At 45.6% G+C, this 12,464-nt stretch carries 14 protein-coding genes; 13 read left to right on the top strand and 1 reads right to left on the bottom strand.

What is annotated here, in order from left to right; translation table 11 throughout:
• Positions 1–67 precede the first annotated feature (67 nt).
• Together acpP and rnc are read left to right on the top strand one after the other, a co-directional pair.
• Entirely contained in the window at positions 68–304 is a 237-nt protein-coding gene (acpP, locus tag DMO16_RS06175; RefSeq protein WP_061969375.1) for an acyl carrier protein, read from the top strand.
• Positions 305–478: 174 nt separating this feature from the next.
• Positions 479–1,186, top strand: a complete 708-nt coding sequence (rnc, locus tag DMO16_RS06170; RefSeq protein ID WP_129480320.1) for a ribonuclease III — start codon at positions 479–481, stop codon at positions 1,184–1,186.
• Positions 1,187–1,226: 40 nt separating this feature from the next.
• On the opposite strand, the gene DMO16_RS06165 is transcribed toward rnc, so the two are convergent.
• Positions 1,227–1,451 (bottom strand): DUF1128 domain-containing protein, encoded by a 225-nt coding sequence (locus DMO16_RS06165; RefSeq protein WP_061971574.1) that lies wholly within the window; start codon positions 1,449–1,451, stop codon positions 1,227–1,229.
• 109 nt (positions 1,452–1,560) lie between these two features.
• On the opposite strand from DMO16_RS06165, the gene smc reads away from it, so the two are divergent.
• From smc to ylqF, 11 genes are all read left to right on the top strand, one after another.
• Positions 1,561–5,127 carry a chromosome segregation protein SMC gene (gene smc, locus DMO16_RS06160; RefSeq protein ID WP_129476022.1) on the top strand — a complete coding sequence of 1,189 codons (3,567 nt, stop codon included), beginning with the start codon at positions 1,561–1,563 and terminating at the stop codon, positions 5,125–5,127.
• 25 nt (positions 5,128–5,152) lie between these two features.
• Complete coding sequence (ftsY, locus tag DMO16_RS06155; protein ID WP_061969379.1) at positions 5,153–6,142, top strand: signal recognition particle-docking protein FtsY; 990 nt, start codon at positions 5,153–5,155, stop codon at positions 6,140–6,142.
• Positions 6,143–6,798: 656 nt separating this feature from the next.
• Positions 6,799–7,122 (top strand): putative DNA-binding protein, encoded by a 324-nt coding sequence (locus DMO16_RS06150; protein ID WP_061969381.1) that lies wholly within the window; start codon positions 6,799–6,801, stop codon positions 7,120–7,122.
• 14 nt (positions 7,123–7,136) lie between these two features.
• Positions 7,137–8,480, top strand: a complete 1,344-nt coding sequence (ffh, locus tag DMO16_RS06145) for a signal recognition particle protein (RefSeq protein WP_061969383.1) — start codon at positions 7,137–7,139, stop codon at positions 8,478–8,480.
• 88 nt (positions 8,481–8,568) lie between these two features.
• Positions 8,569–8,841: a 30S ribosomal protein S16 gene (rpsP, locus tag DMO16_RS06140; RefSeq protein WP_061969385.1), complete on the top strand. Its 273-nt coding sequence runs from the start codon at positions 8,569–8,571 to the stop codon at positions 8,839–8,841.
• A gap of 14 nt (positions 8,842–8,855) precedes the next feature.
• On the top strand, positions 8,856–9,083 hold the full coding sequence (locus tag DMO16_RS06135) for a KH domain-containing protein (RefSeq protein ID WP_061969387.1): 228 nt from the start codon (positions 8,856–8,858) through the stop codon (positions 9,081–9,083).
• A gap of 146 nt (positions 9,084–9,229) precedes the next feature.
• Positions 9,230–9,745 (top strand): ribosome maturation factor RimM, encoded by a 516-nt coding sequence (gene rimM, locus DMO16_RS06130; protein ID WP_129476018.1) that lies wholly within the window; start codon positions 9,230–9,232, stop codon positions 9,743–9,745.
• On the top strand, positions 9,746–10,480 hold the full coding sequence (gene trmD, locus DMO16_RS06125; protein WP_129476016.1) for a tRNA (guanosine(37)-N1)-methyltransferase TrmD: 735 nt from the start codon (positions 9,746–9,748) through the stop codon (positions 10,478–10,480).
• Positions 10,481–10,611: 131 nt separating this feature from the next.
• Positions 10,612–10,956, top strand: a complete 345-nt coding sequence (gene rplS / locus DMO16_RS06120) for a 50S ribosomal protein L19 (protein ID WP_061969393.1) — start codon at positions 10,612–10,614, stop codon at positions 10,954–10,956.
• A gap of 77 nt (positions 10,957–11,033) precedes the next feature.
• Positions 11,034–11,573: a signal peptidase I gene (gene lepB / locus DMO16_RS06115; protein WP_061969396.1), complete on the top strand. Its 540-nt coding sequence runs from the start codon at positions 11,034–11,036 to the stop codon at positions 11,571–11,573.
• A gap of 16 nt (positions 11,574–11,589) precedes the next feature.
• A complete protein-coding gene (gene ylqF / locus DMO16_RS06110) occupies positions 11,590–12,444 on the top strand; it encodes a ribosome biogenesis GTPase YlqF (RefSeq protein ID WP_061969398.1) in 855 nt (284 codons plus the stop codon).
• Positions 12,445–12,464: the final 20 nt, after the last annotated feature.

Raw genomic sequence — 12,464 nt, 5'->3', positions numbered from 1 at the left:
GAACCGCTTATTCTATCTAGTTTTTTTTTCTTAAATGGTATATAGTATTGAAAGGAGGTGAATACACATGGCAGACGTAATTGAAAGAGTTTCGAAGATTATCGTAGATCGTCTTGGTGTAGACGCTGCAGAGGTTAAGCCTGAGGCTTCTTTTAAAGAAGATCTTGGTGCGGATTCCTTGGATGTTGTTGAACTAGTAATGGAACTAGAGGACGAATTTGATTTGGAAATTTCTGACGAAGATGCTGAAAAAATTACAACGGTTGGAGACGTTGTTAATTACATAAACAGCAACAACAACTAATCATGTTTTAAAAAGTCCCGTAACGACTCGTGCGGGACTTTAACCTATTCGCAGACAATGAGCAGGTACCCTCTAAGTGTTATGCAGGAGGCAATGATGAAAGGTTCAAAGAAACAAACGCCAAACAATAAAAAAGGTTCACGACAACGGTTTAAACACCCGTCGAGAAAATTAATGGACGAAAAAGTACGAAAACAAAAGGTAGCTCCTTTGCAGGAACGAATTAATCTTTTTTTTGACAATGAAAAACTGCTGGTACAGGCATTTACACATTCATCATATGTGAATGAGCATCGGGGACGTCCGTATGAAGACAACGAACGGCTTGAGTTTCTAGGGGACGCCGTGCTGGAATTAACCATTTCTCAGTTTCTTTACTCCAAATTTTCCACCATGAGTGAAGGTGAACTGACAAAACTGAGAGCAGCAATCGTATGTGAGCCTTCTCTTGTTATTTTGGCCAATGAGCTTCATTTTGGGGATTATGTGCAGCTCGGCAAGGGTGAGGAAAATACTGGCGGGCGTACAAGGCCTGCACTGCTCGCTGATGTCTTTGAAGCCTTTATTGGTGCACTGTATCTGGATAAAGGACTCGAAGCCGTCAGGGAATTTTTGGAAATTCACGTATTTCCCCGAATCAATGAAGGTGCTTTTTCTCATGTGATGGATTTTAAGAGCCAGCTTCAGGAGTATGTACAGCGGGAAGGCCTTGGTACGATCGATTATAAGATCATTCAGGAAAAAGGGCCGGCGCATAACCGTGAATTTGTTTCAGAGGTCAAGCTGAACGATGACCCTTTTGGCGTAGGCTATGGCCGCTCAAAAAAGGAAGCGGAGCAGCATGCTGCACAGGAAGCGCTGGAGAAAATAATGAAACATTAAAAAACACCCTGCATGAGGGTGTTTTTTCATTATGTAGTCATTATTTCTTTTTCAGTGAACCAAGCTCGGACACAATGCCTTCCATATCACGAACACTAAAACCGGGCATTTTCATGACCATTTCATAGAGATCTTTAATGTCTTCATATTGGTCAACGGTGTAATCGTCACCCTGAATCAAGCCGGAATTTACGAGCTGCAGCTTTCTTTTTACGGCTTCAATCATGAACTCTATATTTTCCTGGCTGGGAGTGGTTAAATTCATCATAGCACCCTTTCTTTCCTCTTTCTTGTTAATTGTAGCATAAATGAATCTATTTGTATGTTGATCTATGGTAAAATAAATTAGTTAAGAATACATAAGGGGGATTAAGATGTTCCTCAAACGATTAGATGTTGTAGGTTTTAAGTCTTTTGCGGATCGAATCAATATTGAATTTGTGCCGGGAGTGACGGCAGTGGTTGGCCCGAACGGCAGCGGGAAAAGCAATATTTCAGATGCTGTCCGCTGGGTGCTCGGGGAGCAGTCGGCCAAATCACTTCGCGGATCGAAAATGGAAGATATCATCTTTGCGGGAAGCGACAACCGAAAGCCGCTCAATGTGGCTGAGGTGACCCTCACGCTGGACAATGAGGATCAGCACCTTCCGCTTGAATATAATGAAATCAGTGTAACCCGAAGAGTTTACCGTTCAGGTGACAGTGAATACCTGCTGAATAAACAGCAATGCCGGCTGAAGGACATTGTGGATTTGTTTATGGATTCGGGACTCGGCCGTGAAGCATATTCCATTATCGGCCAGGGGAAAATTGAAGAAATTTTAAGCAGCAAGGCAGAGGACCGGCGGAAGATTTTTGAAGAAGCGGCCGGTGTTTTGAAATATAAAACACGAAAACAAAAAGCAGAAGCCAAGCTGTATGAAACACAAGAGAACCTGAATCGCGTTGAAGACATTATTTATGAATTGGAAGGACAGGTTGAGCCGCTCGAGATCCAGGCTTCCATTGCCAAGGATTTTCTGGAGAAGAAAGAGGAACTCGAGCAAATTGAAGTCGCATTAACGGTGTATGAGATTGAAGAACTGCACGGGAAATGGGAAAAACAGTCCCAACTTGTGGATGAGCTGAAAACAAAGGATTCTGCACTTGCGGCCAAGGTGAAAAATGAAGAGGCATCGCTTGAACGCATGCGTTCGGATATCCAGGCGCTTGACGAATCGATCGACGAGCTGCAGCAGTCTTTGCTGGTGGCGAGCGAGGAACTGGAAAAGCTCGAAGGAAAACGTGAGGTTTTAAAGGAAAGAAAGAAAAACTATCATCAGAATAAAGAATCCCTGAAACAGCAGATTCAGAACCTCAAGAAAAAAAAGGAGGAGCTGGAGCATGCTTCAGCGGAAGGGGAACGTTTATTCGGCGAGCAAAAGAAAGAACTCCGAACACTTAGGAATCAGCTTAAAGAAGAAGAAAGCCGGTTGTCTGTTATGGAGCTGGATCTTGAAGCTGAGATCGAACGGCTGAAAAGTGAATACTTTGAGGCTCTGAACAGCTCAGCATCGATCAAAAATGAGATGCGGTATTTAACAGACCAGAAGAGTCAGCAGCAGTTTAAATCCACCCGTCTGGACAAAGAACATGAAGGTTATATTGAACAGCGGGAAAACGTCCACACGGAAAAGCTTGCGCTGCTTGAACAGGTCAAAGCGGCCGAGACAAAAATATCGGGCCACCTCGAGCAGTATGCCAAACTGAAAAAACAACTCGAACAAAAAGAAAATGAAAATGAGGAAAAACAAAATAAACTGTATCAAGCGTATCAGTTTATTCAGCAGTTCAAATCGAAAAAAGAATGGCTTGAATCCATGCAGGACGAATACCAGGGCTTTATGCAGGGCGTAAAAGAGGTGCTAAAGGCCAAAAGCAACCTTACCGGCATTGAAGGAGCGGTTGCTGAATTAATCAGTGTACCGGCCAAAGTGGAAACCGCTATTGAAACGGCGCTCGGCGGGTCCATGCAGCACATCGTGACACAGAGTGAAAAGGATGCCGTCGCCGCCATTTCATTCCTGAAGAAGAAAAGGTATGGGCGGGCAACCTTTTTGCCGATGTCGGTGATCAAAGGACGGTATATTCAGCCTTCTGATCTCAGTCTTGCTGCGTCCCACCCCGCTTTTGTTGGTGTGGCGAGCCAATTGGTGGCTGCCGATTCCAGCTATGAAAAAATTATCGCCAACCTTTTGGGGAACATTGTGATTGCCAAAACAATAGAAGGCGCCAATGAAATCGCGAAAATCTTTAGGTACAAGTATCGTATTGTCACGCTCGAAGGAGATGTCGTAAGTGCCGGCGGCTCGATGACAGGAGGAAGTGTTAAACAAAAGAACTCCTCACTTCTGGGACGGCAGCGTGAACTGGACCAGGTGACCGAAAAGCTGGAAAAGATGGAACACCAGACGGCTTTTGCCGAGGCCCAGGTGAAAGATTCCAAAGCGGCGATTCTCCAATTGCGTGAACAGCTGGATGCGTTCAGGCAGGAAGGGGAAAACAGCCGCCTGGAAGAACAATCGCTCAAAAGCAAATTGCGGGAAATTGAGATAGAAGAGAAAAATCTGAATGACAGGCTATCTCTTTATGACCGCGAAAAAAATAGCTATCATACGGAGCAAAATTCCATTGCTGAACGAATTACCGAGCTTGAAGCCTCCCTTGAAGACAACAAGATAGAGGCTGAAATTCTCGAGCAGAAAATCGAGGAGCTTACGATTCGCAAAAAAGATCAGCAAACATCCAAGGAAGAAATTCAGCAGTCTGCCACCGCAATAAAAATCAAAATTGCCGAAAAGGAGCAGCAGACCGCCAATCAGCAGGAAAAGCTGGTCCGACTCCGGTCGGAATTAAAGGATGTAACGGCCCAGCTTGAGGAAACCGATCAGGACTTCTGGATGCTTGAGGAAGAAATGAACAGTAATTCATCCGGTGAAGAAGTACTGGACGGGCATATTGCGTCCAAACGGCAGGATAAAAACGCGGTTCTCCATTTGATCTCACAGCGCAGGCAGGAGAGGCTTGAACTTTACCAGAAGTCGGAGGACCGTGACAGGGAGCTTAAAGAATCGAAACGAATTCTTAAACAGCTCAATGATGCACTCCGCACCGAAGAAGTAAGCATAAACCGGCTGGATGTTGAACTTGATAACCGCCTCACCCATTTGCGCGAAGAATATGAACTGTCATTTGAAGGCGCCAAGGAAAAGTTTGCGCTTTCCATAGAAGCAGACGAAGCAAGGAAAAAAGTAAAATTGATCAAATTGGCCATTGAAGAACTGGGTCTGGTCAACCTTGGAGCCATTGAAGAATATGAACGTGTGTCCCAGCGGTTCAATTTTCTTACCGAACAAAAACAGGATTTGGTGGAAGCGAAGGAAACCCTACATGGGGTCATTGATGAAATGGACATCGAAATGAAAAAAAGATTTGAAGAAACGTTTACCGGCATACGCTCTCATTTTGGACTGATTTTCAAGGAGCTGTTCGGGGGAGGCAGAGCCGATCTCTCTCTAACCAATCCGGAAAACCTGCTGACAACAGGAGTGGACATTCTAGCCCAGCCTCCAGGAAAAAAACTGCAGCATCTTGCGTTGTTGTCTGGAGGAGAGCGGGCGCTGACAGCGATCGCCCTGCTGTTTGCCATCCTGAAAGTGCGTCCCGTCCCTTTTTGCATTCTTGACGAGGTAGAGGCTGCACTTGATGATGCCAACGTTGGCCGGTATGCCAGCTATTTAAGAACATTCAGCAAAGGGACGCAATTTATCGTGGTAACCCACAGAAAGGGTACGATGGAAGAAGCAGATGTTCTGTACGGTGTGACCATGCAGGAATCTGGTGTATCCAAGCTGGTTTCTGTGAAACTTGAGGAATCAAAGGAACTTGTCGGTGCAAACTGACAAATAGAGAACATAGGAGGAAAGCATGAGCTTTTTAAAACGATTAAAAGAAAAATTTACGACACAATCCGATTCGGTATCCGAAAAATTCAAAAGCGGGCTGGAAAAAACAAGAACTTCATTTTCAACACGAGTCAATGACCTGGTAAAACGCTACAGAAAAGTAGATGAGGAATTTTTTGAAGAACTGGAGGAAATCTTGATTTCTGCTGATGTTGGTGTTCATACGGTCATGGAACTCATTGATCAGCTCAAAGATGTTTCCAGAACAAGAAACATCCAAAATACGGAGGATTTAAAATCGGCGATTTCCGAGACGCTCGCCGGTATGCTGCACAAAGGTGATCAGGAGGGTAAACTGAATCTGCAAACCGAAGGGATGTCCGTCATCCTGTTTGTCGGTGTTAATGGTGTCGGAAAAACGACCACCATCGGAAAGCTCGCCCACCAGTTGAAGCAGGAGGGGAAATCGGTTCTGCTTGCAGCGGGAGATACGTTTAGGGCAGGAGCGATCGAGCAGCTAGAGGTCTGGGGGCAGCGTGCTGGTGTAGATGTAATCAAGCACCAGGAAGGTTCTGATCCTGCGGCGGTGATCTATGACAGTTTAAAGGCAGCAAAATCGAGAAATGCCGACGTTCTTCTCTGCGATACGGCAGGGAGGCTCCAAAACAAAGTAAACCTGATGAACGAACTTGAAAAAGTAAAACGCGTCATCGAACGTGAAGTGCCGGGAGCACCACATGAAGTCTTGCTTGTTGTGGATGCAACCACCGGACAAAATGCCATGAACCAGGCGAAAACGTTCAGCCAGTCGACTAATGTGACAGGGCTTGTCCTAACCAAGCTGGACGGCACGGCGAAGGGTGGAATTGTTCTGGGCATCCGGAATGAACTGGATATTCCTGTGAAATTTGTCGGCTTGGGAGAAAAAATTGATGATCTGCAGGTGTTTGATCCCGATCAATTTGTTTACGGCTTGTTTTCCGGCCTGGAGGATGAAGAAAAAGCGGAGTAATTCCGCTCTTTTTGTGTGCAAAATGTCCAAAACGAACGAAGTAAACCACTTTGTTATGGGTTAATCACAGCTTTTCGTAGTGATCCAGCTTCGGCGCCCAGGGACTCGATCATTTCGGTCTTTGTCAGAAAACAAAAAGCGTTTTATGTCAAAGCCCTCCAATGCTTTTCGTCCCTGAACAGGGCACCTCAGCTTTTCGTAGTGATCCAGCTTCGGCGCCCAGGGACTCGATCATTTCGGTCTTTGTCAGAAAACAAAAAGCGTTTTATGTCAAAGCCCTCCAATGCTTTTCGTCCCTTAACAGGGCACCTCAGCTTTTCGTAGTGATCCAGCTTCGGCGCCCAGGAACTCGATCATTTCGGTCTTTGTCAGAAAACAAAAAGCGTTTTATGCCAAAGCCCTCCAATGCTTTTCGTCCCTTAACGGGGCACCTCAGCTTTTCGTAGTGATCCAGCTTCGGGGACCAGAGACTCTGTCGTTTCACCTTACCACCCCAACACAAAGAGCGTGTTGCTGTGTTAAAGTTCCAACGCCTTTCGTCTCTAAACGGTCCCCTTCAGCTTTTCTTTGCTATCAAGAAAAAAACTTGACATTGGGCAATGACCAGTGTACTATAATTTAACGTAAAGGCTTTTCACTTAACAAGGGGTGTTGAAATGCTGGATAAGACAACGAGAATTAATTATTTGTTTGATTTTTATCAGTCATTGCTGACCCCGAAGCAAAAGAATTACATGGCTCTTTATTATCTGGATGACTTTTCTCTTGGAGAAATCGCTGAACAATATAATGTAAGCCGCCAGGCCGTTTATGATAATATTAAACGGACAGAGGCGATGCTTGAAGAGTACGAGGAAAAGCTCGGTTTATTTGCGAAATTTCAGGAACGCGATCAGTTACTTTCCAGATTAAAAGAACTGCTCGGAAATTCGTCTGATAAAGTTCTTGAGATCATTGATCGCCTTGAAAACATGGAATAGGAGGCGACAATACTATGGCATTTGAAGGATTGGCCGACCGGCTTCAGAACACCCTGCAGAAAATCAGGGGCAAGGGCAAAGTGACGGAAGCAGATGTAAAAGAAATGATGCGCGAAGTCCGTCTAGCGCTCCTTGAAGCCGATGTTAACTTCCGGGTTGTCAAAGATTTTATTAAACGGGTGACCGAACGCTCTGTGGGGCAGGAAGTGCTGAAGAGCCTGACTCCCGGGCAGCAGGTTGTGAAAGTTGTTCATGATGAGCTTACCACCTTGTTGGGCGGCGAGCAAAGCAAGATTGCAGTGAACAACCGGCCGCCGACCGTCATTATGATGGTGGGTCTGCAAGGAGCGGGTAAAACGACCACAACCGGAAAGCTTGCGAACCATCTTCGCAAGAAGCATAACCGCAACCCGCTTTTGGTCGCTGCCGATATTTATCGTCCAGCTGCGATTAAACAGCTGGAAACCGTGGGCGGGCAGCTGAATCTTCCTGTTTTTTCACTTGGGGATCAGGTAAGCCCTGTGGAGATTGCCAAACAGGCCATCGCCAAGGCGAAGGAAGAGCATCATGATTATGTAATCATAGATACGGCAGGACGCCTGCATATCGATGAAGAACTGATGGATGAGCTTCAAAAGGTCAAAGAAATTTCAAACCCGAATGAAATTTTCCTGGTGGTGGATGCCATGACAGGGCAAGACGCAGTGAACGTAGCCGAGAGCTTTAACGAGCAGCTTGGGCTGACGGGCGTTGTGCTGACCAAACTCGATGGCGATACCCGGGGCGGTGCCGCACTTTCCATTAAAGCGGTTACTGACCTTCCGATTAAATTTGTCGGTATGGGAGAAAAAATGGACGCTCTCGAACCGTTTCATCCAGACAGAATGTCGTCGAGAATCCTCGGCATGGGTGATGTGCTGACGCTGATTGAAAAAGCACAAACGAATGTGGATGAGGAAAAGGCAAAAGAACTGCAGAAAAAAATGCGGGACATGTCCTTTACCTTTGATGATTTTCTTGATCAGATGGGGCAGGTCAAAAGCCTGGGTCCACTTGATGAGCTGCTCAGCATGATGCCGGGCGCCAACAAGATGAAGGGCTTAAAGAATGTTTCGATCGATGATAAACAAATCGGCCATGTCGAAGCGATTATCAAATCGATGACCAAGCTTGAAAGAGAGCAGCCAGAAATCATTAACGCTTCAAGAAGAAGAAGGATTGCCAAGGGCAGCGGTCGCACTGTACAGGAGGTCAACCGGCTGATCAAGCAGTTCGATGAAATGAAAAAGATGATGAAGCAGATGTCCGGCATGATGAAAGGCAAGAAGAAAGGCGGAATGAAATTTCCGTTTATGTAAGATTGGATGAATTTTCTGGTTTACAAAGCTGGAAATTTATTATATTATATTGATTTGTGTGAACAATTTTCGGAGGTGTATTTTTACAATGGCAGTAAAAATTCGTTTAAAACGCATGGGGCAAAAGAAAGCTCCATTTTATCGTGTAGTAGTAGCAGATTCCCGCGCACCGCGTGATGGCCGCTTTATTGAAGAGATTGGTACCTACAATCCGGTTGCAAACCCTGCAGAAGTTAAAATCAACGAAGAGCAGGCTCTTAAATGGATGCTTGATGGCGCGAAGCCTTCAGACACTGTACGCAACCTTTTCTCTAACGCTGGACTAATGGAAAAGTATCACAACGCTAAACTACAAAAATAATGGGTGATGATATGATGACAGAGTTGATCGAAACGATTGTTAAGGCTCTTGTTGATCATCCAGAAGAAGTCAGCGTAAAAGAAGTAGAAGACGGGGAAAAGCTCGTTTACCAATTGACCGTCCACAGCTCAGACATGGGCAAGGTCATCGGTAAACAGGGCAGGGTGGCAAAAGCCATCCGAACTGTTGTCAACGCTGCAGGAACGAGTCAGAACAAGCGCATTTCACTTGAAATCGTATAGATTTGGGAATGCAGTATAAACTTCTTAAGCTAAAAAGGGATGGGGGCAGCCTCACCCTTTTTTTCACTTTCAAAAAAAATGATTATAGATTGCGATCATTCAGCCCACACTGTTAAAAAAGAGAAGGGCGGCAAGGGTGGATAGAGATGACGAAATGGTTAAATGTCGGAAAAATCGTCAATACGCATGGAATACGCGGTGAAGTCCGGGTCATTTCCAGGACGGACTTCCCGGAAGAACGGTACAAATTAGGCAACACACTTTATGTGGAACAAGGGGACGGCGACATGGTACCTGTGACCATTGCGGCTCACCGTGTTCACAAGCAGTTTGATCTCCTGCAATTTGAAGGTCACTCGAATATCAATGATGTGGAAAAATATAAAGGACACCTTTTAAAGGCATCTGCGGACGATTCCGTAGAAATGGAAGAAGGCGAGTTTTTCTATCGTGATATCATCGGTTGTACCGTGATTACGGATGATGGAAAAGAACTCGGCAAGGTGAAAGAAATTCTTTCTCCGGGAGCAAATGATGTCTGGGTCATCAAACAGAAGGATTTTGGTCCGGACCTCTTGATTCCGTATATCCCTCCGGTGGTTAAATCGGTGGACGTTGAAAACAAGCAGGTCATCATTCATCTGATGGAAGGCTTGATTTAGATGAGAATTGATGTGTTGTCGCTTTTTCCTGAAATGTTTGCCGGTGTGTTTGGTTCGTCCATTTTAAAAAAGACACAGGAAAAAGGGCTTGTGGAATACCATGTTACCGATTTCAGGGAGTACACGGAAAATAAGCACCGCCGGGTCGATGATTATCCGTATGGCGGCGGAGCAGGCATGGTGCTGACTCCCCAGCCGCTTTTTGACGCGGTGGAAGATCTGACCCACAAAAGCGAGGCCAAGCCAAGGGTTGTCCTTCTCTGTCCTCAGGGAGAACGCTTTACGCAAAAAAAAGCCGAAGAACTTTCCGAAGAACAGCACTTGATTTTCGTTTGCGGCCATTATGAAGGCTATGATGAACGCATTCGGGAGAACCTGGTCACCGACGAGATCTCCATCGGCGATTTTGTACTCACCGGTGGTGAACTGGGGGCGATGGTCATCATTGACAGCGTGATCCGCCTTTTACCCGGCGCGCTCGGAAATGAAGAGTCGTCCGTACGAGACTCGTACAGTTCGGGATTGCTTGAACACCCGCATTATACCCGGCCTGCCGACTTCAGAGGCATGAAGGTTCCGGATGTCCTTCTTTCAGGCAACCATAAGCATATTGAAGATTGGCGGACAAAGGAATCGCTGCGCCGTACATGGAAACGAAGACCTGATCTCCTGGAGTCTGCAGACCTGACAGAACAGGAAAAAAAGTGGCTGGAAGAGGTTAAAAAAGAGAAGTGAATTTTAGCATAACCACTTGCTTTTCATTTCTTTCATGTGATAAGATATATTTCGTGGCTTAGGCCAGTATTAAGGTGTTCCGCTGCTGATGAAAGCGCGGCAAGAACATCTGTCGGAAGGAGGCAATAACTATGCAACAGATTATTGCAGATCTAGCTAAAGAACAACTAAAATCGGATCTTCCTAAGTTCCGTTCTGGTGATACTGTTCGTGTACACGTAAAAGTTGTCGAGGGAACTCGTGAACGTATCCAGCTTTTTGAAGGTGTTGTAATCAAGAAGCGCGGAACTGGAATCAGCGAAACTTTCACTGTTCGTAAAATTTCTTACGGTGTGGGTGTAGAGCGTGTATTCCCTTTACATTCTCCTAAGATCGCGAACCTTGAAGTCGTTCGACGCGGTAAAGTTCGTCGTGCTAAGCTTTACTACTTGCGTGCACTTCGCGGTAAAGCAGCGCGTATCAAAGAGATTCGCTAATTGCACTAAAAAGGAGCTTGACTCATCTCAAGCTCCTTTTTATATATCTAAATAAAACCTGAATGTGAGGATGAAGTATGGCAAGTAACAAAAAAGAATCTTGGGAATGGGTAAAAGCGCTGGTCGTGGCTTTGCTTCTTGCCGGCGTCGTCCGTTATTTTCTGTTTGCTCCCATTGTTGTCGATGGCGAGTCCATGATGCCTACGCTACATAACCGGGACAGGCTGGTAGTAAACAAGCTTGATAAACCGGAACGCTTTGACATTGTGGTGTTTAAGGCGACAGAAACAAAAGATTACATTAAGCGTGTGATTGGGTTGCCGGGAGATACGATTGAGTATAAGCATGACACGCTGTATGTCAACGGCAAGCCGATGAACGAAAAGTACCTCAAACCGTATAAAGAGCAAACAAAAGACGGAGACTTAACCTATGATTTCACTTTGTTTGAAGTAACAGGCAAGCAAACCGTTCCTAAAGGCCAGGTTTTCGTATTGGGCGACAATCGCCGGCACAGCAGTGACAGCCGGAATATCGGCACTGTAGATATGGATAATATCATCGGAAAAGCCACGGTGCGATTTTGGCCGCTTAACGATATCGGTGTTGTAAAGTAGTAAAGTAGGTGTAGCAATGACCATTCAATGGTTTCCGGGCCATATGGCAAAAGCCAGGCGCGAAATAACAGAAAAACTAAAACTGATTGATGTTGTATTTGAATTGGTGGATGCACGGGTGCCTCTGGCCTCGCGTAATCCAATGATCGATGAAATTACTGCCGGGAAACCACGTCTTTTGCTGCTCAATAAAGCAGACATGGCGGATCCTGAAGTAACCAGGCTTTGGGTTGAATATTTTCAAGGGAAAGGCCTTCCTGTCCTTGTGCTCAACTCCAAAACCGGACAGGGCATTAACAAGATTGAAGCCGCGGCAAAAGAGCTGGTGAAAGAAAAGTTTGATAAAATGAAGGCAAAAGGTATTATTAAGCCGAGAGCTGTGCGGGCATTAATTCTGGGGATTCCGAACGTAGGGAAATCCACCCTGATCAACCGCATGGCAGGAAAGAATATTGCCGTAACAGGGGATAAACCCGGTGTGACAAAAAAACAGCAGTGGATCAAGGTAGGTTCTTCCCTGGAGCTGCTGGATACGCCAGGTATTCTTTGGCCAAAATTTGAAGATCAGTCGATCGGACTTAAATTGGCGGTTACCGGAGCGATAAAAGAAACGCTGCTCGACTTTTCGGAGATTGTCTTATTCGCTTTGAATTATTATAAGGATCACTATCCGGAAAGACTTCAGGAACGATATAACCTCGAGGATATTCCGGACGAAGCTATCCAGCTTTTTGATGCAATCGGCAAGAAGCGTGGTTGTTTGATGAGCGGCGGATTCATTGATTATGAAAAAACGGCGGAAATCGTCCTGCGCGATATCCGGGCCGAGAAATTGGGAAGGCTCTCCTACGAGCGGCCTGATCAAGTTTAATGGTAAAGGTGCGCATCCGC

The organism is Fictibacillus sp. S7 (assembly GCF_004127935.1).
Taxonomy (GTDB): Bacteria; Bacillota; Bacilli; order Bacillales; family Fictibacillaceae; genus Fictibacillus_C; species Fictibacillus_C enclensis.
This window is presented reverse-complemented; position numbering and strand designations above follow the sequence as displayed.